General features: G+C 60.3%; 23 protein-coding genes, 1 tRNA gene and 2 riboswitches. Of the genes, 16 read left to right on the top strand and 8 right to left on the bottom strand.

Features of this window, described 5'->3' with window-relative positions:
* Positions 1 to 8: 8 nt before the first annotated feature.
* A riboswitch (TPP riboswitch) is annotated at positions 9 to 129 on the bottom strand.
* 124 nt (positions 130 to 253) lie between these two features.
* The gene (locus PYR65_RS03055) at positions 254 to 1150 is read right to left on the bottom strand and encodes a DMT family transporter (RefSeq protein WP_276119856.1); all 897 of its coding nucleotides are present in this window, start codon (positions 1148 to 1150) and stop codon (positions 254 to 256) included.
* Positions 1151 to 1310: 160 nt separating this feature from the next.
* Here PYR65_RS03055 and PYR65_RS03050 point away from each other — a divergent pair, with 160 nt between their 5' ends.
* Positions 1311 to 2198 (top strand): LysR family transcriptional regulator, encoded by an 888-nt coding sequence (locus PYR65_RS03050; protein WP_276119855.1) that lies wholly within the window; start codon positions 1311 to 1313, stop codon positions 2196 to 2198.
* 39 nt (positions 2199 to 2237) lie between these two features.
* On the opposite strand, the gene PYR65_RS03045 is transcribed toward PYR65_RS03050, so the two are convergent.
* Positions 2238 to 3737, bottom strand: coding sequence for an MDR family MFS transporter (locus tag PYR65_RS03045; RefSeq protein WP_276119854.1), 1500 nt, complete (start codon positions 3735 to 3737; stop codon positions 2238 to 2240).
* 120 nt (positions 3738 to 3857) lie between these two features.
* Between PYR65_RS03045 and PYR65_RS03040 the strand changes: the two genes are divergently transcribed.
* From PYR65_RS03040 to PYR65_RS03030, 3 genes are all read left to right on the top strand, one after another.
* Positions 3858 to 4382, top strand: coding sequence for a MarR family winged helix-turn-helix transcriptional regulator (locus PYR65_RS03040; RefSeq protein WP_276119853.1), 525 nt, complete (start codon positions 3858 to 3860; stop codon positions 4380 to 4382).
* 215 nt (positions 4383 to 4597) lie between these two features.
* On the top strand, positions 4598 to 5248 hold the full coding sequence (locus PYR65_RS03035; RefSeq protein WP_276119852.1) for a thiamine diphosphokinase: 651 nt from the start codon (positions 4598 to 4600) through the stop codon (positions 5246 to 5248).
* A 2-nt stretch (positions 5249 to 5250) separates the two neighbouring features.
* Positions 5251 to 7077: an ABC-F family ATP-binding cassette domain-containing protein gene (locus PYR65_RS03030; protein ID WP_276119851.1), complete on the top strand. Its 1827-nt coding sequence runs from the start codon at positions 5251 to 5253 to the stop codon at positions 7075 to 7077.
* Between the two features lie 191 nt (positions 7078 to 7268).
* Here the strand turns inward: PYR65_RS03030 and PYR65_RS03025 are convergent, their stop codons facing one another.
* From PYR65_RS03025 to PYR65_RS03015, 3 genes are read right to left on the bottom strand one after another with little or no spacing between them, the layout of a single operon-like run.
* Positions 7269 to 8351: a beta family protein gene (locus tag PYR65_RS03025; protein ID WP_276119850.1), complete on the bottom strand. Its 1083-nt coding sequence runs from the start codon at positions 8349 to 8351 to the stop codon at positions 7269 to 7271.
* A 23-nt stretch (positions 8352 to 8374) separates the two neighbouring features.
* Positions 8375 to 8878 (bottom strand): ImmA/IrrE family metallo-endopeptidase, encoded by a 504-nt coding sequence (locus tag PYR65_RS03020; RefSeq protein ID WP_276119849.1) that lies wholly within the window; start codon positions 8876 to 8878, stop codon positions 8375 to 8377.
* 24 nt (positions 8879 to 8902) lie between these two features.
* Entirely contained in the window at positions 8903 to 9304 is a 402-nt protein-coding gene (locus PYR65_RS03015; protein ID WP_276119848.1) for a hypothetical protein, read from the bottom strand.
* A 706-nt stretch (positions 9305 to 10010) separates the two neighbouring features.
* On the opposite strand from PYR65_RS03015, the gene PYR65_RS03010 reads away from it, so the two are divergent.
* Positions 10011 to 11201 (top strand): GGDEF domain-containing protein, encoded by a 1191-nt coding sequence (locus tag PYR65_RS03010; RefSeq protein WP_276119847.1) that lies wholly within the window; start codon positions 10011 to 10013, stop codon positions 11199 to 11201.
* Between the two features lie 145 nt (positions 11202 to 11346).
* Here the strand turns inward: PYR65_RS03010 and PYR65_RS03005 are convergent, their stop codons facing one another.
* A complete protein-coding gene (locus tag PYR65_RS03005; RefSeq protein ID WP_276119846.1) occupies positions 11347 to 11778 on the bottom strand; it encodes a DUF4345 domain-containing protein in 432 nt (143 codons plus the stop codon).
* 143 nt (positions 11779 to 11921) lie between these two features.
* Positions 11922 to 11999, top strand: a riboswitch (SAM riboswitch).
* 78 nt (positions 12000 to 12077) lie between these two features.
* Here PYR65_RS03005 and metA point away from each other — a divergent pair.
* From metA to PYR65_RS02980, 5 genes are all read left to right on the top strand, one after another.
* The gene (gene metA, locus PYR65_RS03000; protein ID WP_276119845.1) at positions 12078 to 13004 is read left to right on the top strand and encodes a homoserine O-acetyltransferase MetA; all 927 of its coding nucleotides are present in this window, start codon (positions 12078 to 12080) and stop codon (positions 13002 to 13004) included.
* Entirely contained in the window at positions 13001 to 13453 is a 453-nt protein-coding gene (locus PYR65_RS02995; RefSeq protein WP_276120948.1) for a GNAT family N-acetyltransferase, read from the top strand. The genes metA and PYR65_RS02995 overlap by 4 nt, the downstream gene beginning before the upstream one ends.
* Positions 13454 to 13624: 171 nt before the next feature.
* The gene (locus tag PYR65_RS02990; RefSeq protein WP_456238694.1) at positions 13625 to 14611 is read left to right on the top strand and encodes an aldose epimerase family protein; all 987 of its coding nucleotides are present in this window, start codon (positions 13625 to 13627) and stop codon (positions 14609 to 14611) included.
* Positions 14612 to 14755: 144 nt separating this feature from the next.
* Complete coding sequence (locus PYR65_RS02985) at positions 14756 to 15523, top strand: SDR family oxidoreductase (RefSeq protein WP_276119843.1); 768 nt, start codon at positions 14756 to 14758, stop codon at positions 15521 to 15523.
* Positions 15524 to 15601: 78 nt separating this feature from the next.
* Entirely contained in the window at positions 15602 to 16183 is a 582-nt protein-coding gene (locus PYR65_RS02980) for a dioxygenase family protein (RefSeq protein ID WP_276119842.1), read from the top strand.
* A 29-nt stretch (positions 16184 to 16212) separates the two neighbouring features.
* Here the strand turns inward: PYR65_RS02980 and PYR65_RS02975 are convergent.
* A tRNA-Gly gene (locus tag PYR65_RS02975) sits at positions 16213 to 16287 on the bottom strand.
* Positions 16288 to 16540: 253 nt separating this feature from the next.
* Here PYR65_RS02975 and PYR65_RS02970 point away from each other — a divergent pair.
* From PYR65_RS02970 to PYR65_RS02955, 4 genes are all read left to right on the top strand, one after another.
* Entirely contained in the window at positions 16541 to 17050 is a 510-nt protein-coding gene (locus PYR65_RS02970; RefSeq protein WP_276119841.1) for a prolyl-tRNA synthetase associated domain-containing protein, read from the top strand.
* A gap of 58 nt (positions 17051 to 17108) precedes the next feature.
* Entirely contained in the window at positions 17109 to 18110 is a 1002-nt protein-coding gene (trxA, locus tag PYR65_RS02965) for a thioredoxin (RefSeq protein WP_276119840.1), read from the top strand.
* Positions 18111 to 18270: 160 nt separating this feature from the next.
* Positions 18271 to 18954 carry an LON peptidase substrate-binding domain-containing protein gene (locus tag PYR65_RS02960; RefSeq protein WP_276119839.1) on the top strand — a complete coding sequence of 228 codons (684 nt, stop codon included), beginning with the start codon at positions 18271 to 18273 and terminating at the stop codon, positions 18952 to 18954.
* Between the two features lie 9 nt (positions 18955 to 18963).
* Positions 18964 to 19152: a Trm112 family protein gene (locus tag PYR65_RS02955; protein WP_060638452.1), complete on the top strand. Its 189-nt coding sequence runs from the start codon at positions 18964 to 18966 to the stop codon at positions 19150 to 19152.
* A 214-nt stretch (positions 19153 to 19366) separates the two neighbouring features.
* Here the strand turns inward: PYR65_RS02955 and PYR65_RS02950 are convergent, their stop codons facing one another.
* Positions 19367 to 20581, bottom strand: a complete 1215-nt coding sequence (locus PYR65_RS02950) for a ubiquinone biosynthesis hydroxylase (protein WP_276119838.1) — start codon at positions 20579 to 20581, stop codon at positions 19367 to 19369.
* Between the two features lie 102 nt (positions 20582 to 20683).
* Between PYR65_RS02950 and tesB the strand changes: the two genes are divergently transcribed.
* Positions 20684 to 21568 carry an acyl-CoA thioesterase II gene (gene tesB, locus PYR65_RS02945; protein ID WP_060638450.1) on the top strand — a complete coding sequence of 295 codons (885 nt, stop codon included), beginning with the start codon at positions 20684 to 20686 and terminating at the stop codon, positions 21566 to 21568.
* A gap of 224 nt (positions 21569 to 21792) precedes the next feature.
* Positions 21793 to 22143 (top strand): P-II family nitrogen regulator, encoded by a 351-nt coding sequence (locus tag PYR65_RS02940; protein ID WP_060638449.1) that lies wholly within the window; start codon positions 21793 to 21795, stop codon positions 22141 to 22143.
* Positions 22144 to 22159: the final 16 nt, after the last annotated feature.

Genomic DNA, 22159 nt, shown 5'->3' with positions numbered 1-22159 from the left:
TAGGGCGCTGGAATGTGCCGTCTAATCCCTCCGCCGGTACAAACCGGATCAGGTTCTTCGGGTTGGCTTTGAAAAAGCCTCTCAGCCAAACGTTCTCATAAAGAACGGCCGGCACCCCGTTAGAGCAGGAGGAGGTTTAGCCCTGCGTGAAATGCTTGGCAAGGGGGCAGCATTGGGAGCGCGGCGTCATCGAAGGGCTCAAAGCAGATATACGCAGCCTCGGCGGTTCGTCAAAACCACAGACTTCACGTCGTCACCCGCGCGATGTCATCCACACGCCGGCCAGCGTCACCGCCAACCCGGCAAACATTGCAGCCGTCAGGGGTTCTGAAAACAGCATCCAGGCCCAGAGCATCGTCACGGGCGGGCTGAGATAGATCGCCGCGCTGACTTTCGCCACCGGAAACAGCCGCAGACTGGTATAGTAGACGGCATAGGCGAGGAATGTCGAAATCAGAACCAGCCAGATCATCCCGATTGCGAAATCGCGGCTCATCGGTGGCGCCAGGCTGCCCTGCGTCCACGCACACAGGCCGAAGAGAACCGACCCCATCAGGGTCTGGATGCAGAGGCTCTGATGAACCGGCATATGCTGCGTCCTGCGGCGCCGGTGCAAAACCGAGGCGACGGCGAATATCAGCATGGAACCGGCGGTCAGCCCGTAGGCCCAGGCTGGAGCCGTGCCGAAACTGAGGCTGTCGAAAGACACGATTAAGACACCAATGACGGCAATCGCCGTGCCCAGCCATTGCCGCCGCGTCAGCCGTTCGCCGAGAACCGGTTGGGACAGGGCGGCGATCGCCAGTGGCAACAGGTCGGCGATCAGCGCGACCAGCCCCGTTGGCACCTTCTGCTCAATGGCGAGTGCAAAGCCGCCGAGATACAGGAATACGGACATGATGCCGAACAGGGCCTGATCTCTGATCGCACGCCAGGATAGTCGGGGACCGATCGCCAGGGCGAAAGGCAGAAGGATCAGCCCGGAAAGCAGCGTCCGCCAGAACAGCAGAAGCATGACGCTTGCCTCCTGGTTTGCATACCGGATGCCCACGAAACCCGAACTCCATCCGATGATCAGCAACGTGGCGAGCAATGGCCATAGCAAAGGGTGGCGATTGACGGTGACGGAAGACGGGGAGATGCCGGACATGAGATGCTCTGCTGCGAGAAAGATGACTGATCCATAGGGGGATCGAGCAAAACCTGCACATGACAAATTTCGATGACAATATGACTTTACGCATATTCATGTCATGCGCCGCATCTTTTGTGATAGACCGTTTGTGGAAGTGATGAGAACGGAGATGGCCATGAACGAACTCAACAGCCGCCGGCTGGAGATCGACGCATTGCGGGCGCTTGCCGCGATCCGCCAACATGGCGGCATTACCCGGGCAGCCGCCGCTCTGGGGCTCTCGCAATCTGCCGTCAGCCACAAGATCAAGAGGCTGGAAATCAGTCTCGACTGCGAGTTGCTGTGCCGCAAGTCCACAGGTCCGGCGTTCACGGCGGCGGGCGATGACCTGCTCGACTATGCCAGCCGTATCCTCGGCCTGCACGACGAGGCTTTGCTCAGCCTGTCGAAGACCCCGCTGGCGGGGCGGCTTGCCCTCGGCCTCACCGAAGACACGGCGTGTACGGACCTTGCCCGGATTCTCGGGCGGTTTCGCCGTCTGCATCCGAATGTTGCGGTGCGCACCAAGGTGCGCATGAGCCTTGTCCTGCGTGCCATGCTTGAGCGTGGCGAACTCGATGCGGCCATCATCCAGGTCTTCGACCACGAGGTACGATCCGCCGACGTCGTGCTCTACCGTGAAGGGCTGCACTGGGTGAAGCATCCGGATCTGGCGCTCCCGCAGGACGGCCCGATCCCGTTTCTCTCGTTTGATGACGAGTGCTTCTACCGGCAGTGGGCGCTCGACATCGGTCAGGACGATGCTGTTCTCGAAACCATCTTCGAATGTTCCAGTGCTGCCGGGATCGTCTCGGCCGTCAACGCGGCCATGGGGGTGGCCCTGTTGAGTGACCGCCATATCAGGGGAGAGATGCATATCGTCACTGAGCGGCTTCCCCGGCCGCCATCCCTGACCTATGTCGTGCGCCGCGCACGGAAATCACGAAACCCGGCGCTCGACAGTCTGGTCGGCGAAATCGAACGGGACACCACCCGCCACGGAGGCCTTGCCCTCGCCGGCTGACGGCAATTCCCGTTTCTGTCCAGGAATCGCCTTCCGCCGTCAAACCGGCTTTTGCGGCAGCCGCACTGCCTTCAGGCTGATCGCCGCAATCAGCGCGATCAACGCGATGCCGCCAGCCGTCAAGAACAGCGGCAGGAAAGCGGCCGTATAGCTCTCAGCCACCAGCTGGCGCGTTGCCTCCGGCAGCGTCGAAATCACCAGCGGCGTCAGTTTCTCGATGTCCTCGATCCCTGGGATCGCGGTCGTTCCCCGCGCCAGGCCCGCTGCGATGATGGCGCCATAGATCGAGATGGCGATCGAGGCGCCGCCCATGCGCGACAGGGTGACGGCGCCGGTGGCCGCCCCGACATCGCCACGCGCGGCAATATTCTGCACCGCGACGATCGGCACCTGCTGGCCAAAGCCGATGCCGATGCCATGCAGCGCCATGATCGCGCAGATGATGTAGAGCGGCGTGCCCGGCTGGATCTGCGTGAAGATCAGGAGCGACATGACGGTCAGGCTGGCGCTGAGGATGGCAAACGGCTTGTAACGGCCCGAGCGTGAAATCAGCCGTCCCGCCGTCAGCGAACCGCACACGATGCCGCCGGTCAGCATGATGAACAGCATGCCGGCGATCGACGGCGTCAATCCGGTCGTCGTCTGCAGGTACAGCGCGAAATAATTGACCATGCCGATGCCGACGGCGCCGCTCGCCAGCGAAATCACCAGCATGAGACTGAAGGTCGGGTTGCGGAACAGCGTCAGCGGCACGATCGGCTCCGGCGCGCGGCGCTCGACGAACACCCAGGTCGCCGCGCACACCGCGCCCAGCACAACAATCGCCAGGCTGCCCAATGAAAACAGCGATCCGAACAGCTCGGCGCCATCGCCGAGAAGCACGACGCAGGTCACGGCGGCAGCCAGAAGCAGCGCCCCGGCATAATCGATGGTCGGACGGCGCGTCGGGCGGCGATAGGGCAAGAAGAAGAACAGGCCGGTCAGCACCGCAATGCCGATCGGAATATTGATGAGAAAGATCGAACGCCAGCCGAACAAGTCGCTCATCGTGCCGCCAAGCACCGGGCCGACGGCGCCCGACGCCATCAGCACCAGGCTGGAATAGCTCTGGTAGCGCGCCCGCTCGCGCGGCTCGAACAGGTCGGCATTGATCGAGAAGATCGACACCATGATGCCGCCGCCGCCGAGCCCCTGCAGCACGCGCGCCGCAATCAGCGTGTTCATCGACACCGCAAGCCCGCAGGCGATCGAGCCCAGCGTGAAGATCGTCACCGCAGCCAGCATCACATATTTGCGGCCAAAGAGGTCGCCGAGCTTGCCATAGAGCGGCATGACGGCGCAGGTGGCCAGAAGATAGGCCGAGCCGATCCAGCCGAACCGCTCCATCTGCCCGAACTCGCCGACAATGGTCGGCAGCGCCGTCGCCACGATCTGGTTGTCCAGGGTCGCCATGAACAAAGCCGTCATCAGGAAGAAGAAAAGCGTCAGGCGAAGGGCCGGGTTCGAGACCAGCGGCGCCGGGGTGACATGCATGTCCATGAGGGATATCCGGTTGCGTTGGGCAATTTATGTGCTGTTAGCATATAATTGTCAACAGCACATTTGTGCCATTAGCATATTCATGCTTTATGAAGCACGCGTGTTTTGCTAGGATGAGCCATGGATCACGGACATTTACCCTTGGAATGCACCGCTGAGACCGGAGACCCGGAGACCAGCCGCCTGCGGATCAGCCAATCGATGGGGCGCTGGCGCACCATGATCGGACGGCGGGTGCTTGCGCGCCTTGCCATCAGCAATGTCGCCCCGAGCCTTGAAATCACCCATCTCGACGTCCTCGACAGCATCCGGCGGGCCGAGCCGGAGGGCGAGGTGACCGTCGGGATCATCGCCGAGATGATGCGCATCGACCCCTCGCGCGCCAGCCGCATCGTCGGCGAAATGGTCACCCGTGGCGCGCTCCGCCGCGAAGCCTCTCAGGCCGACGCCCGCCGGATCATCGTCGTCATGACCGACACGGGACAACAGCTGATGGCCGAAATCCAGTCCGTCAAACGCAGCGTCATCGACAGCGTGCTGGCAGACTGGCCCGAAGACGACGTCGCCACCTTCTCCCACCTCTTCGACCGCTTCGTCACCTCCTTCGAACAGGTCTGCACCACCCGCGAAAAGAATACGGTTTAATTCCCGTCACGCCCCGCGCACTCCCCCTTCTCCCCCCGGGGAGAAGTGCCGAGCAAAGCGAGGCGATGAGGGGGCGGCAAGGCACATTCGGATCCGTCGCCCCCTCATCCAACACCTTGCGCCACCGTCTCCCCGCCGGGAGAAGGGAACCATCGCCACCAAATCCACGCCCGCCCCTTCCCCTCCTCCCCCTGTTTACGCTATGGCCTTGCGCCATGAGCAAACAGGCTTTCGTAATCTTGATGGGCGGCCCGCTGACGCCGACGGGCAGGCTGGCAGCCCAGCTATCCGGCGCCCGCGTGATTGCGGCCGATGGCGGCATGCGCCATGCGAGCGCGCTTGGCCTGACGCCCGAACTCTGGGTCGGCGATTTCGATTCCACGCCGCAATCCCTGATCGACGCATGGCCGGAGGTTGCCCGCGAGCCCTATCCCGCCGCCAAGAATGAGACCGACGGTGAAATCGCCGTCGCCACCGCCCTGGAACGCGGCGCGCAAAAACTCGTGCTGGCCGGTGCGCTCGGCGGCGAGCGCAGCGACCATGCCTTCATGCACCTGCTTTATGCGGCGAGACTTGCCGAGGACGGCATCGAGGTGCTGCTGACGTCGGGCGAGGAGGAAGCCTATCCGCTCTTGCCCGGCAGCGTCGAGATCGGCCTGCCGAAGGGCAGCCTGTTTTCCATCCTCGGGCTCGATACGCTGACCGGCCTCTCCATTACCGGTGCCCGCTATCCGCTCACCGATTTCCATCTGCCGTTCGGCTCCTCGCGCACCGTTTCCAACGTCGCCGAAGGCACCGTCCGCGTCACCCTTTCCTCCGGCCGGGCGCTGATCCTTGCCCGTCCCCAAGACTTTTCGGGAGCCTGACCATGGCACCACCCATTTTGAAACTCGACAATATCTTCCTGTCCTTCGGCGGCACGCCGCTGCTTGCCGGCGCCAATCTGCAGGTGGAGCCGGGCGACCGCATCTGCCTGGTCGGCCGCAACGGCTCGGGCAAATCGACCCTGATGAAGATGGCGGCCGGCCTTGCCGAACCTCAGTCCGGCGATATCTTCCGCCATCCCTCCACCACCATCCGCTATCTGCACCAGGCGCCCGATTTCGACGGTTTCGACAGCGTGCGCGCCTATGCCGAGGCCGGCCTTGGCCCCAGCGACGATCCCTACCGCGTCGCCTATCTCCTGGAACATCTCGGCCTCACCGGCGACGAGGACCCCGCGCAGCTGTCGGGCGGCGAATCCCGCCGCGCGGCGCTCGCCCGCGTCATGGCGCCCGAGCCCGATATCCTGCTTCTCGACGAGCCGACAAACCATCTCGATCTTCCCACCATCGAGTGGCTGGAAGGCGAGCTGATCAAGAGCCGCTCGGCGCTTGTGGTCATCTCGCATGACCGGCGCTTCCTCGAAAAGGTTTCCAATTCCACCGTCTGGCTCGATCGCGGCCAGTCGCGCCGCCTCAACCAGGGCTTTGCCTTCTTCGAGGCCTGGCGCGATAAGGTGCTGGAGGAAGAAGAGATCGAACAGCACAAGCTCGGCAAGGAGATCGAGCGCGAGGAACATTGGCTGCGCTATGGCGTGACGGCACGGCGCAAGCGCAACATGCGCCGCCTCGGCGCGCTGCAGGACCTGCGCGCCAAGCATCGCGGCCATAACGGCCCGCAAGGCTCGGTCCAGGCGACCGTGTCGGACGCCCGCGAATCCGGCAAGCTGGTGATCGAGGCCGACCAGATCACCAAGACCTATGGCGAGCGCACCATCGTCGCCCCCTTCTCGATCCGCGTCCATCGCAGCGATTGCATCGGCCTCGTCGGCCCGAACGGTGCCGGCAAGACCACGCTCTTGAAGATGCTCACCGGCCAGATCAAGCCCGACAGCGGCTGGGTCAAGCTCGGAACCAACCTCGAGATCGCCACGCTCGACCAGCGCCGCGAGGACCTGAACCTTGAGGACACGCTGGCGCATTACCTTACCGACGGGCGCGGCGACAACCTGCTCGTCAATGGCGAGCAGCGCCATGTCACCGGCTATATGAAGGAATTCCTGTTCCAGCCCGAACAGGCGCGCACCCCGATCAAAAACCTCTCCGGCGGCGAGCGCGCCCGCCTGATGCTCGCCCGCATCCTGTCGCGCCCGACCAACCTCCTGATCCTCGACGAACCGACCAACGACCTCGATATCGAGACGCTCGACCTGCTCCAGGAAATCGTTGCGGGCTTTCCCGGCACTGTCATCCTGGTCTCCCACGACCGCGACTTCCTCGACCGTACCGTCACCTCGACCATCGCACCCGCCAATCCCGACGCCCCCGACGGCCGCTGGATCGAATATGCCGGCGGCTATTCCGACATGATGGCGCAGCGCAAGGGTGCTGCCGACGAAAAGAAGCGCGCCGACAAAGCCGAAAAAGCCAGATCCGCACCCGAGAACGGCACGTCCTCCGCGCCCAGAACCGGCAAGGGCAAACTCTCCTTCAAACAGAAATTCGCCCTCGAAAACCTGCCAAAGGAGATGGAAAAAGCCGAAGCTCAGATCGGCAAACACGAACAGGAAATGGCCGACCCGAACCTGTTTGCAAAAAACCCCTCCCGGTTTTCCGCGCTCGCCTCCGAGCTGGAGAAACTGCGGGCCTCGATTGCAAAGATGGAAGAGGAATGGCTGGAGCTGGAGATGCTGCGGGAGGAGATTGAGGGGTAGGCTTTGCGATAACGGAGACCGCTTTGTGGCGGTAGAAGACGGGCACTTAAGACGGTGATAATCTTAGGGCTAAAAGTCTCTTGCTGGAGTTGCATGCGATGAGAGCGGAGAAACAAACATTGTGGCCATTTTCCAGCATCGTCTCAGAGCAGCGTTTTACCGTTCACAAAAATTCGCTCGCAGGAGACACATTAGTCTTCCCACTGTTCGTCAAGGTTAATACCTCGAATATCGCCATCGTTGTAGAATCCCTGAATATGCAGATGCAAATTCACCCTGACCGAAACGTTCTTTTGCGGAGAGTTTATTCCTAACGACGGGCTGATAGCTGTTTGGCGAATCATAAATTCGCCCCAAACCCCTAGACCAGCTACCTGCTCCCACTGCTGAGAATTCATCACCACTTGCGCAGCATCATCAAAATCCCAGTCTTCAGACTTGTTTCGGGCAGATAGCCACCCACTACGCAATGCAAGATCGATACGAGGTTTTGGACGGCTCGCCATGCCATGTTCACGGGGCCTGGTGCTGCCCCAGTCACCGTAGGTAATGCGCTGCCGGTTCGTAAGATGACCGAGTTCCGCGAGAAATTCACGATTGTCGAAGGCCGTGAAGTCAGCTCCCTCGACCTCAGCGAACCCCTTTGGAATGGTTGTATAGGAGACAACAAATGGGATCTGGGCATCAACACCGCTAAGCTGTGTTGTAATAAGATTAGCAATACGCAGGCGAGAGGGCTGCGTATCAGCGATCCAGCCGCCATCGACGATTACCACGTAATCGGCGGAACCAACCTCATTGAGGGCCGCTATAGCTTCGCTGAGATTTGAAGGAAACCTCTGAAGTTCAATTCGGAGAGCATATGTCCTCCCCATTTCTTGGAAAGCTATAATTTGGTTCACAATCTCTGCGCGGCTCAAACCTGTGATCTGCAAGCAAGGGCTGGCGTTCGGTACGGTTTCGATGAATCGCACCCAGTTCGCAAAACAATTTGCAGGGTCCTGAAGCTCAAGCCATTGCTGCTGGCTCAAAACCTCGATGTTCGTGATTTGATAGTCTCGATCGATATCCAAGAAGAAGGAACGTGCTGGAAATGCCTTGTTAATGCGATCGATAGACCGCATTAACTCGGTGGCGTTGGGCCATGGGGCCAGTAGGAAGTTTGGCTGAAGTCGATCTTTCGAAGCCGAAGGCAGCCTCTCTAAGCCGTTCATTTCGCTCGATCGCACCGCGAGCGTTGGGACATAATTCAGATTAGACACTTCAACTGCCATCGCCCATCATCACCCTTTAACCGCTAAGCTGCCATGCGAATTTCCATTGCGGCTTTCGACACCCCAAACTCTTCTGCCAAGAGTTCAACCGCGCTCTCACTAATGTTTTCGCCAAATCTCGAATATGCCGCTCTCAAGGCATGCTCGGGCATGACAATCTGGGACGCTAGGCGGTTTGCCTCGTATTCAATACTTTCAGACGCGCCGGACCTGTAAAGCACGCTGTCCGTAAGTGTCCCACCCATCCGCTCTATGACGTCCCGGTGGATGAGGAAATGAGCAATCTCGTGCGCTAGTGTAAAGCGTTGACGTTGGCGGCTTTCATGCCTATTGATTTTAATCTCAAATCCAGTCGGCGTTTTTGCAATTTGCCCTGAAACGTTAAGCGGGAGAGACGAAAGCTTTACATCTATCCCTAAGTCTTTTGCTAGGGCCCCAAGCTTTACCGGCAGCTCATTCAGATGCTTCGCCACGGTTTCCCGATCTGCCTGTTTAATTTTTTGCCACTCTTTTGTTACCGCTGTCATTTTGTGACCCCTTACTTTCTTTATTTAGGAGGCTGATTTTCCTCCATCATCCTCCTCCGAGCCACCAGAGTACAGCGCTCGTTCCAACGCGCTGGTGAGTTGGCCGTTTTTTTCCATCCGCCCGAGCTCGCGTTTCAGTATCTCCGGCATCTCTTCCAAGACGCGCTTTTCCGCGTTTGACACGGACTCCGCGCGGATGATCTGGAAACCGAATATGGCAACAACCCCGACGATTAAAGCTACAGCGCCTAATACCACTGTGGCCACGGTCAAGTTGATTGCGGCTAGGTCGGCATAGCTCATGCCAATCGTCTGTACCGCAGCTCCGCTGTTAAATAGGTGGAGATTTACATTGAGAAATACCACAAGACCCGCGCCGACGACAACGCCAATCACGATTTTAAGCAGCTCGTATAGCTTCCGCATAGTGAACCCGTTCCCATAGGTTGAGTAATACGATTCTCGCCTTAACACCTAGGGTTTTTATTTCCTCCCGAAAAGGTGGAGTTTCTATTTGTAAATGTGTTCTCGAAATCCGCTTCGGCTGATCTCCCAACCAAAAAAATTTCATCCCCAAAATCCCCGCTCCCCAAAACCCGTGCCATACTCACTTCGTCCCATCACGGATACACCGGTTTGCGTTGCCGGCGAGGTGGGGCCGGTGCCCGGACGGTTTTGCGGAACGCGCGCAAGATCCCCGGGGCTGCGTGAAAGGTGGTTCTCCTCCGGTTCGCCAATGAACCGGGCGTGCCGGGTTCGTCACGCCGTCTTATGACAGCCCAGGGCGAAACCCCGCCACATTGAAAAGCCTGGCGGATAAGCGGCCGGGCTGGGGCATTGGAGGCCTCTCGGTCAAACGGGAGGCGCAGAAGAACCTGAGAAGCGCGGCAAAAGACACCGAAACGGGGCACATCGTGTGTCGCCTACACTAAACTCTCTGAGGCACCCGATGTGCCCCGGCCGACCCTGCCGTACTTAAAAGCCGGCAGACATTGCAGATGAGACAAACCACGGGCGAAAACCGCGCCGCGTGAAGGCCGCGCCATGGCCGCAATCAGAGCTGCCACCCGAATATACGGGAGATGAAATCTTAGGAGACGCCAGCTATAGTGCCGCACAAAAGGGGAACGGGATGGCCAAAGCCATACATCGGTTTCAAAGCGGGACGGATGTGCTCGCGCTGCAGATGGACGCGCTTTACAAGGCTGCACCGGCATCGGTGCTGACCATCTTCGGCGGCTTGATCGCGATATCAGCCTATTGGTCGCCGCAGGCGAAAACAGGGCTGTTGATCTGGTTTTTCTGCATCTGCGCCCCGGCTGCCGCCTATGCCGTCGGCGCCATGGCCCGTCGAAGCGGCCATCCCAAAGGCTGGGGGCCGGTCGCGTGGTCGCATATCAGCAAAGCTATTTTCCTCATCTCCGGTTTGGCCTGGGGCATCGGCGGCGCCTGGATGCTCAGCATCGGCGACCACAGCCAGACGCTGGTGATCTGCTGCGTGGTCATGGGCGCGATCACCTGCACCTTTCCCAATGTCGTCTATGAGCCGGCTCACTTTCTTTTCCAGGTGCCGATCCTGGCGACTTTCACCATCACGCTTGCCGCCAGCGATGTCGAATTCGGTGGCCTGCTCGCGATCGCCGCAGCCCTTCTGTGCCTTGCCCTGGTGGTGATGGCGCGGGCCGTGGGATCGCAGCTGACGCTCGCCCTGCATCTATCGCTGGAAAACAAACAGCTCGCGGAGGATCTGGCCGAACGCGGCGCCGCCCTGGAGCGGGCCAACCGGCAGCTCTCCGTCGAAGCGCTGACCGATCCGCTGACGGGCATGGCCAACCGCCGCCAATTGATGAATTTCATCCGCACCAATGCCGGCCGCACGGCACTTTTGATCGCCGATATCGACCATTTCAAATCCTATAATGACAGCTTCGGCCATGTCGATGGTGATATCTGCCTGGTGCTGGTGGCGGGCGCCCTGCAAAACGCCATCCGGCCCGGAAAGGACCTTGCCGCCCGCCTCGGCGGCGAGGAATTCGCCGTCATCCTCAGCGATCTCTCGCAGGACGAAGCGATCGCCGTGGCCGAGCGGGTCCGCGGCAATGTCCAGGCGCTCATCGATGCACATCCGCGCCAGATCCGCCGCCCGGTGACGATCAGCATCGGCCTTGCCTATCGCAGCAGCGAGCGGGACAAAACCCATGCGAACCTGATGGAGGAAGCCGATACCGCCCTCTATGAGGCCAAGAATTCCGGCCGCAACCGCGTCTCCGCCCACGCTTCGCCATCAGGCGATCTGCCCGGTGCAGCCCCGGCCCGCGCATGATCGGACGTAAAAGGAACGAATTGGGAAAGCTCTACCATGCGGCAAAGGGTGAGACGGCCCTCCCAGCCACGCCTAGGACCGCCCCACCCGCCGCTTGCGGCAATCGCCTCCACCCGTTTCAGATGAAGGACGCCGCGCGACCTTTTCAGCCCCGGCCCTGGCTCAAGGCCGAAACGCGGCCGTGCCAGAAGACCAGGCAGGGCACGACCACAAGCTCCATGCCGAGCCCCAAAAGATGCCCCGCCGAAGGCACGCCATCTGCAATCAGCGATACGAGCCGCGCCAGCCCGCCGGCAAAAGTCAGGATCGCCAGAAGCCGGATCCGCGCCGCTTTCGTCTCGATTGCGGGAATGCAGCTGTACCAGGCAATTCCAAAGGCGAAGAAAAGCCCGGAGAGGAACCGCACATGGCTGCTGAGATCCACAGGCGGCATCTTTTCCCCGAGAAATGCCGGTCCCATCACCAAGCCGCCCAGTCCTGCAAACACCGGCAGCATCGCAAGTATGGCGATGGTCGCCTGCAACAGGCGCCGCTGGCGGAAATCGGCCGGGCTGATCTGATAGGCAAGACTGGGCATCGCGCATCCTCCTGTAATCGTGAGGGTTACGGATGAAAGAGCGGCCAAGTTTCAAAAACGCCGGACACAACAGCGTGAAAAAGCGCGCGGCGCACCTGCCGCAGAGGCACTGCATATTGATTCGCAGCCGCACAGGCGCTATTTAGGAAGCTCGTGGTGATTTGGCCGGCCGGCTTGCAGCCACGTTAAATAAGTCGCTAAAGGGCCGTGCGAGCGCAAGCAAGCGGGCCCGGTAGCGATTCTGTCGTTGCCGGTTTTTTTATGCCGGCCCCGCGAGTTCGTAGATCCGAGTGTTGTCCATGCCGATCAAGATTCCCGATACGCTGCCCGCCTATGAGACCCTCGTCAAAGAGGGGGTGCGGGTGATGACCGAAACTGCGGCGATCCGTCAGGATATCCGGCCGCTGCAGATCGGCCTGCTCAATCTCATGCCCAACAAGATCAAGACCGAAGTGCAGATGGCGCGCCTTGTCGGCGCCTCGCCGCTGCAGGTCGAGTTCTCGCTGATCAGGCTCGGCGGCCACAAGCCCAAGAACACGCCGGAGGAACATCTGCTTGCCTTTTACCAGACCTGGGACGAGGTGAGGCACCGCACGTTCGACGGCCTGATCATCACCGGCGCCCCGGTCGAGACGCTGGATTATGAGGACGTCACCTATTGGAACGAGATGAGCGACATCCTCGACTGGACCCATACCAATGTCCATTCGACGCTCAACATCTGCTGGGGCGCGATGGCGGCGATCTACCATTTCCATGGCGTGCCGAAATATACGCTGAAGGAAAAGGCTTTCGGCGTCTATCGCCACCACAATCTCAACCCGTCCTCGCCTTATCTCAGTGGCTTCTCGGATGATTTCCAGATCCCCGTCTCGCGCTGGACCGAGGTGCGCCGCGCCGATATCGAGAAAAATCCGGCGCTGGAAATCCTGATGGAATCGGAGGAAATGGGCGTCTGCTTCGTACACGAAAAGGCTGGCAACCGGCTCTATGTCTTCAACCATGTCGAATATGATTCGACCTCGCTCTCGGACGAATATTTCCGCGACGTCGATGCCGGCGTGCCGATCAAGATGCCGCACAACCATTTTCCCCATAATGATCCGACGCTGACGCCGCAGAACCGCTGGCGCAGCCACGCCCACCTGTTGTTCGGCAACTGGATCAACGATATCTATCAGACGACATCCTTTGATCTCGCCGATATCGGGAAGGACAGACGCTGACCGCAGATCTCATCATCCGCCCCATCGAACCCGGCGACGAACAGGATTGGCGCCGCCTGTGGAAGGCCTATCTCGCCTTTTACGAAACCAGCCTGCCGGAGGAGATCTACGTTCTCACCTTTTCACGGCTGCTGACGGGTGCGGCCCATGAATATGCGGGATTTCTGGCCGTTCTCGATGGCAGGCCGGTCGGCCTTGCGCATTATCTCTTTCACAGATCGTGCTGGCACGAGAATTCCATCTGCTACCTGCAGGACCTGTTTGCCGATCCGGATGTGCGCGGACAGGGGATCGGCCGGGCGCTGATCGAGGCTGTCTATGCGAAAGCCAACGCGCAAAAAGCGGATGAAGTCTACTGGATGACCCAGGATTTCAATGGAAATGCCCGCAAGCTCTATGACCGGATCGCCGAAAAGACGCCCTTCATCATCTATCAGAAGACGTTTTGAAACGAATCTGCTGTGGTCACGGCCACGCGATGCGCTGGAACGGAAAAGGCCGGCGGATCGGCGTAATTTGTATGACTTTTCGGTTGCCGCCATCGGCGAAATGACGCAGTTTGCGGCCGGATGAGTGGAGGAAGAAAATCCGTGCAGACAGAGACTGAAGTGTTCGGCCATATGCCATCCGGCGAGCCCGTGCATCGCATCGTGATCAAGGGCGGTGGACTGACCGCGCATATCCTCACCTGGGGCGCAGTCATCCAGGACCTGCGCCTGAACGGCCACGCCGCGCCTTTGGTGCTCGGCTTTGAGAATTTTTCCGATTATCTCGCCCATTCTCCCTATTTTGGCGCGACACCCGGCCGCAACGCCAACCGGATCGGCGGCGGACACTTTGACATCGACGGCGTTTCCTATCAGCTGGAATGCAACGAAAAAGGCGTGACACACCTGCACGGCGGCAGCGACGGTATTGCCAAGCGCCTGTGGAGACTGGTCGAGACGGCGCAGGACCGCGTCGTGCTTGAGATCACCGATCCTGATGGCCGCGCCGGCTACCCCGGCAACTGCACCATCACCTGCACCTATACAGTCAGCGATGGCGGCGTGCTCAATGTTCTCTACGAGAGCACGACCGACCGGGCAACGATCTGCAATGTTTGCCAGCACAGCTATTTCAACCTCGACGGCACCGCCGATGCGCTCAGTCATGACGCGATGATCGCCGCCAACAGCTATCTTCCGACCAACGATCTGCAGGTTCCGACCGGCGAAATCCGCGCCGTTGAAAACACCGCCTTCGACCTGCGCGCCATGACCCCGCTTCGCCGCCAGCTGGACGGCGAAAAAATCGGCTATGACCATAATTTCTGCCTGGCCGAGAGGCGCGGTCCAAAACAGCCGGTCGCTCTGGTCCGCAGCATCAATTCCGGCATTTCGCTGGAAGTCCGCACCACGGAGCCCGGCGTGCAATTCTACACCGGCTTCAAGATGAACATTCCCGTGCCCGGCCTCGAAGGCCGCCAGTACGGCCCCTTCGCCGGTTTCTGCCTGGAAACCCAGATCTGGCCGGATGCGGTCAATCACGCCAATTTTCCAGAAGCCATCCTGCGGCCAGGCGAAACATTGCGGCAGGAAACAGACTACGTCTTTACCTGGACCTGATTGGCTCTCCCGGCCCCCTTCGTCCAGGCTTGCACAACACGTCCCAGCATCACGCTGCGATATGCAACACCAACCCACTGGGCTTTTGCGGCAAAACCGGTTTTGATGTCCCTGCCGATGATGCGGCAGGAGAAGGACGTGGCCATGGCTGAAGCGAGTGTATCCAAGATTGCCCTGGTCACGGGCGGCGGCACCGGGATCGGCCGCGTCATTGCTCTCGCGCTGCTGAAAAACGCCTATACGGTCGTCATTTCCGGACGCCGCCCTGATGTTCTGCAAAGGGCGGCAAACCAACTGTCCGCTGAGACGGGCGGCGCGGCACACGCCTTTGCCGCCGATGTCGGCGATCCGCAGGCGGTCTCCGCATTGTTTTCCACCATCCGCCGGGATTTCGGCCGTCTCGACCTGCTCGTCAACAATGCCGGCATGGGTCTTCCCGCCGTGCCGATGGAGGACATCACCTTCGAACAGTGGAACGCCATCGTCAGCGCCAACCTGACCGGCGCCTTCCTCTGTACCCAGCAGGCGATGAAGCTGATGAAGGCGCAGACACCGCGCGGCGGCCGGATCATCAACAACGGCTCGAATTCCGCCTCCACACCCCGCCCGATGTCGGCTCCCTACACGGCCACCAAACATGCGATCGCCGGCCTCACCAAATCGACCGCTCTCGACGGCCGCCTGTTCGACATCGCCTGCGGCCAGATCGATATCGGCAATGCCTCGACGGACATGACGGCAAAGATGAGCGGCGGCGTCCTGCAAGCCAATGGCGAAATCGCCCCCGAACCCACCATCCCGGCCAACCTGGTGGCCGACGCGGTCATCTACATGGCGGGACTGCCGCTCGACGCAAACGTGCTGACGATGACCGTAATGGCGACGCAGATGCCGTATGTGGGGAGGGGTTGATGGGGCAAGAATATCGCCTCACTTCCGCCTTATGAAGCCGCAAGGATTTTGATATCCACAAAGGGGAGATACAGCGCAATGCCCACCCGGCGACATTTCCTGATCGGCTTCGCTGCCGCCCCGATTGCGCTGCCGGGACTAGCTCAGGCAAGCGATGCGCCGGCACAACTGTCGCTGACACCAACGTGCAGTGACGATGACGATCTGACGCAAAGGCAAACGGAGGGCCCGTATTTCTCCCTGGAAAGCCCCGAAAAACAGGACTTCGCGAACGACGCACCCGACGGTGAAAGGATGACACTCGCCGGGTACGTGTTGACCCAGAACTGCCGGCCCGTTTCAAAAGCGCTGATCGAGTTATGGCATGCCGACGAAAAGGGGCGCTACGACAACAGCGGCTACAAACTCCGCGGACATCAATTCACCGATGCTGAAGGAAAATGGTGGTTCGAGACGATCGTTCCAGGCCTATATCCTGGCCGCACCCGGCATTACCACCTGAAAGTCCAGCGGCCCGGCGGGAGCGTGCTGACGACGCAACTCTACTTTCCAAACGAGCCACTCAACGAGCGCGACCGGATATTCAACGAAACTCTGTTGCTCGATGTCAGCCCGACTGACGACGGCAAATTCGGCCGCTACGACTTCATCGTCGCGTAATGCAAAGTTCTGCTGATCTTAGAAGAAAATGGAGCGGGTGAAGCGATTCGAACGCTCGACCCCAACCTTGGCAAGGTTGTGCTCTACCCCTGAGCTACACCCGCTCATCAGCCTCGGTCCGGGGGTAGTCGGTGGACCGTGGCGCCGCTGCGTTGTTGTTTGCTGCGACGACGGCTATATGGCCCAGACGATTTTTAAATGCAACAGGGAAATGACGGCCGATCCAAAAAAATTTCATGCGCATGTCGCAAGCCCCTGAAAACAAGACGTTTTACAGCCTGCTTTCTGTGGAAGATTGCGATTTTTTGCCCTTCGGCGTAAACAGGACCGCCATTTTCAAGCCAGAAGGATGCCGCCATGAGTGAAATGCAGCCGAAAACGCCGGACGAATTATTCCAGTTTCTCGACAGCCTCGGCATCGCGCATCAGACCCTGCGGCACGAGCCGGTTTTCACCGTCGCCGAATCGGTGGCGCTGCGCGACGCCATTGCCGGCGGCCACACCAAAAACCTGTTCGTGAAGGACAAGAAGGACAATTATTTCCTGCTCACCGTCGAGGAAAACGCCACCGTGGACTTAAAGACGGTGCACACGATCATCGGTGGCGCCAGCAAGGTTTCGTTCGGGCGGCCGGAAAAGCTGATGGAATATCTGGGCGTCATTCCCGGCGCCGTCACCGCCTTCGGTGTGATCAATGATACCGACCGGAACGTGAAGATCATCATCGACGAAGAGCTGATGAAGGACGAGATCGTCAACTGCCATCCGCTTTCCAACGATGCGACGACATCGATCGCGTCAAAGGACCTCCTGCGCTTTATCGAGGCGACGGGACATGAAGCCCTTGTCTTGAAAGTGACGTCCTGACATACGATCTCTGACGGGAAGACAGTCAGACGGACGAGGATGTCCGCGAGGAGACATGATGAGCGGCAACGACAATCCCTATGCAGCATCCTACGGCAACCAGATGACGGCAACGGCGAGCTATGGCGGCGCCCCGGCACAGACGCCCGTGACGGCGCCAGCGGCCACAGCCGCACCGGCCGGCGAGCTAATCAAGGAGACGACGACCGCCAACTTCACCCGCGACGTGCTGGAAGCCTCCCGTGAGCAGCCGGTGCTCGTCGATTTCTGGGCGCCCTGGTGCGGCCCGTGCAAGCAGCTGACCCCGGTGATCGAAAAGGTGGTGACCGAAGCCCAGGGCCGCGTCCGGCTGGTCAAGATGAATATCGACGATCATCCCTCGGTTGCGGGCCAGCTCGGCATCCAGTCGATCCCGGCCGTTATCGCCTTTGTCGGCGGCCGGCCGGTCGATGGTTTCATGGGTGCCGTTCCCGAAAGCCAGATCCGCGAATTCATCGACAAGGTTGCCGGCCCGATGATCGATGACCAGCAGGCGGGGATCGATGCGGCGCTCGCAGACGCCAAAGCCTTTGCCGAACAGGGCGACCTTGAGAATGCCGCTGGCCTCTTTGGCGCCGTGCTGCAGGCCGATCCCGAAAATGCCGTGGCGCTTGCGGGGCTTGCCAATTGCCTTGTTACCGCTGGCGAAGTGGAACAGGCGCGCGAGGTTCTGTCTGATCTCAGCGACGAGCTTGCCAAGGATGCCGGCATCGCCGCTGTCGTGAAAAAGCTCGACCAGATCGAGGAAGCGCGCAAGCTCGGCGATCCGGATGCACTGGAACAGATCCTCGCTGCCGATCCCGACGATCACGGCGCGCGCATCAAGCTTGCCAAGATCCGCAATGTCGAAGGCGACCGCGAGGCGGCGGCAGACCACTTGCTCAAGGTGATGAAGCGCGACCGCACGTTCGAAGATGATGGCGCGCGGCGCGAGCTGTTGCAGTTCTTCGACGTCTGGGGGCCGATGGATCCTGCAACCCTTTCGGCACGCCGCAAACTGTCCTCGATCCTGTTTTCATAATCACTTTTCAAGGGAAGTCTTTATCGTTACGGCTTGGTGACGATCTCCCTTGAGATTTGAGTTTGGCGCCCCATTTCTTGTCTTTAAGCGGCACGGCCCCCCTGGCCATCACAAAGTGGGCCGTCATAAGAGCGCTGACAGCGACGGGGTGAATTGAGACATGCAAGTTGGTAACGCACGTTATCTGAGGCCTCAGGACCTACCGGAGATGCTTCCGGTATTCCCGCTGACGGGCGTGCTCCTGCTTCCCGGCTCGCAGCTGCCGCTCAATATCTTCGAACCGCGCTATCTTGCCATGTTTGACGATGCACTGGCCGGAAACCGCCTGATCGGCATGATCCAGCCCTCCTTCGGTGAAATTCGCGACGAGGCGGGCCAAGCGCATGTTCAGGCGCTCTGCCAGGTCGGCTGCGTCGGCCGGATCACGTCCTTTGCCGAGATGGAAGACGGCCGTTATATTGCCTCGCTTACCGGCATCTGCCGGTTCCGGCTGTTCGACGAGGTGCCCCTGTCGAAAAAGGGCTATCGTAACTTCAAGATCGTTCCCTTCGCCACAGACCTCACCGAACCCGATGACGAAGCGCAGGTCGATCGCGATGCGCTGCTGGCCGCCTTCAAGGCCTATCTGGATGCCAACAAGCTGGAAGCGGACTGGGAGAGCGTCGAGCGCGCCAGCAACGTGACGCTCGTCAATTCCATGGCGATGATGTCGCCCTATGGCCCGGCCGAAAAGCAGGCGCTGCTGGAGGCCCCGGATCTCAAGACCCGCGCCGAAACGCTGATTGCCATCACCGAGATCGTGCTCGCCCGAACTTTCGGCGACATCGAAACCATGCTGCAATAGGCCGATCAGATGGAAGACAGGACCAGCCGGGTCGATCCCAAACTGCTTGAACTTCTGGTCTGCCCGCTGACCAAGGGCCGTCTCAGCTACCACGCTGCTGACAACGAGCTGATTTCGGAAAAGGCAAGACTTGCCTACCCGATCCGCGACGGCATCCCGATCATGCTGATTTCCGAGGCACGCAAGATCGAGGATTGAGGCGACCTCCGCACTTCCGCGCAGGCTGGCGAGATCGGCGAGACACCCCCCTCTGTCGGCTACGCCGACATCTCCCCCTCAAGGGGGAGATGTCCATTGGCTTTGGGCACAAGGAAAAAGAACGATCTCCTCCCTTGAGGGTAGATGTCACGATAGTGACAGAGGGGGTAAGTTTCCACACGCTCTGACAATGCGACGAGGACCGGCGCCCCGTTCAAATCGCTTGCCCACCCAGCATCTTCGGTTCGGTCTGCCCGCCGAGCCCCGACGCCTGGCGGATGAAGAACGATTTGACCGATGGCATGCGATCAACCAGCCCCAGCCCGAAATCGCGCAGGGCGCGCACCGGCGTGACATCGTTGGAAAACAGCCGGTTCAGCACGTCGGTGGTGACGCCCATGCGGAATGTGTCGAAGCGGCGCCAGCTCTGGTAGCGTTCGAGCACGGCGAGCGAGCCGATATCGAGACCGAGGCGGTCGGCATCGACGATGGTTTCGGCAAGGGCTGCCACGTCCTTGAAGCCGAGATTGAGGCCCTGGCCCGAAATCGGGTGAATGCCATGGGCGGCATCGCCGGCAAGGGCAAAGCGCGGCGCGATGAAATCGCGTGCCAGCGTCAGCCCCAGCGGAAAGGCGCGGCGTCCGCCGACGACCTTCAGCGTGCCGAGCTTGTGGCCGAAGCGGCGCTCCAGCTCTTCCTCGAACACCAGGTCGTCGCTGGCGATCAGCCGGTCGGCATCGCGCGTCCGCTCGGTCCAGACCAGCGAGGAACGGTTGTTCTTGAGCGGCAGCGTCGCGAAGGGGCCGGCGGGCAGGAAATGCTCTTCCGCTGTGCCCTCATGCGGCCGCTCGTGCTCGACTGTCGTGACGATACCAGACTGGCCATAATCGAAATCGACGGTCTTGATGCCGGCGGCATCGCGCAGTTTTGAGCGCACGCCATCGCAGGCCACCAGCAGCCGCGCTTCGATCGCCCCGCCCTTCGCAAGGTCGATGGAAACCGAGTGATCGCCGCTCTTGAAGCCTGTAGCCGCCGTCGATTGCCGGATCTCGACGCCGAGCTCCAGGGCAGCCCTGCGCAATGCGCCGACCAGGGCGACATTCGGCACCATATGGGCAAAGGGCCGGCCCTCGACCTTTTCGTCCTCGAAGGTCAGGAAGACCGGGCGGACCGGATCGGCGGTCTTTGAATCGGTAATGACCATGCGCCGGATCGGTTCGGCCTCCGGCTCGATCTCGCTCCAGACACCGAGCACGTCGAGCATCTGCGAAGCCGCCGCGATGATCGCCGAGGCGCGCTCGTCCTTTTTCCAGGCGGTTTCCGGCGCACCGTCGATCAGGCTCACGGACAGATGCGGGGCGGCCTTCTTGATGGATACGGCCAGCGACAACCCGACATAACCGCCGCCCGCAATCAGCACATCGATCATCTCTCATTCTCCCGTCGCTCTTGAGCATTGCTTATGGCCTATATAGATCATTGATGCGCTCGTTCCTACCGCTTGGGCGCTCGACCCCAGGAGATTGCCGAAATGCCGCGCCCTGCCGAAAACCCCGCCCCGATGGACGTCCTGTTGCAGACGCTGGATCTGGAGAAGCTGGAGGAGAACCTGTTTCGCGGCCGCTCGCCGCAGGTCGGCTGGCAGCGCGTGTTCGGCGGACAAGTGATCGGCCAGGCGCTGGTGGCAGCCCAGCGCACCGTCAGCGAAGGCCGCTATGTGCATTCGCTGCACGCCTATTTCATGCGGCCGGGCGATCCCGCCGTGCCGATCATCTACGATGTCGACCGCATCCGCGACGGATCGAGCTTTGCCACCCGCCGCGTCGTTGCCATCCAGCATGGCAAGGCGATCTTCTCGCTCTCGGCCTCCTTCCAGTTCGACGAGGAGGGCTTCGACCACCAGATCACCATGCCGGATCTCGCGCCGCCGGAAACGCTGATGGGCGAACAGGATATTAAGGAAAAATATCTCGCCAATGCGCCGGAAGCCGTCCGCCGTTACTGGGAGCGGCCAAGGCCGATCGAGATCCGCCCGGTTTCGCTGAAACACTATTTTTCGCGCGACAAGCTGGAGCCGTCGCAGGACGTCTGGGTGAAAGCCGTCGGCACCGTTCCGGACGAGCGCCATATCCAGGCGGCGGTGCTTGCCTATATCTCCGACATGACCCTGCTGGATACCGCACTTTACGCGCACGGCACCTCGGTGTTTGACCGCGACCTGCAGGTGGCGAGCCTCGACCATGCCATGTGGTTCCATCGCCCCTGCCGCATGGACGACTGGCTGCTCTACACGCAAGACAGCCCCAGCGCTTTCGGTGCACGCGGTATGACGCGTGGCAGCCTTTTTGATCGCTCCGGGATGCTCATCGCGTCCGTTGCCCAGGAAGGCCTGATCCGGAAAAAGGCATCTGAATAAAAAAGCGCCAATTTTTCGATTCAGCCTATTTTTTCATCTTTTAATTTGACAAATTTTTGACATTCCGCCGCAAGTCACCGGCGGAATGTGGCATTTCCGTGTCTTTTCATGGACTTACCCATCCACTCCCAAACTGGCACGCCCCTTGAATAGCTAAGAGCAGTCGTTGGGGAAATGTGCTCGGCGGCAAGGAGAGACGGCCCCGAGCCGAAAGTGGAACAAGGATGGGAAACCAGATGAAAATTGTGATGGCCATTATCAAGCCGTTCAAGCTCGATGAGGTTCGCGAAGCCCTCACTGCCGTTGGCATCCAAGGCCTGACCGTGACCGAAGTGAAGGGTTACGGACGTCAGAAGGGACATACGGAAATTTACCGCGGCACCGAATATGCCGTGAGCTTCCTGCCAAAACTGAAGATCGAAATCGCCGTTGCCACCGAAATCGTCGACAAGGCCGTGGAAGCGATCGCCACGTCAGCCAAGACCGGCCAGATCGGCGACGGCAAGATCTTCGTCTACTCGATTGACCATGCCGTGCGCATTCGTACCGGCGAAACCGACACAGAAGCGCTGTAAGTCACGGCCGTTCAGG

This window comes from Pararhizobium qamdonense (assembly GCF_029277445.1).
GTDB classification, from domain to species: Bacteria; Pseudomonadota; Alphaproteobacteria; order Rhizobiales; family Rhizobiaceae; genus Pararhizobium; species Pararhizobium qamdonense.
The sequence above is the reverse complement of the archived record's forward strand: the minus strand, read 5'-3'. Positions and strand labels throughout refer to the sequence as shown.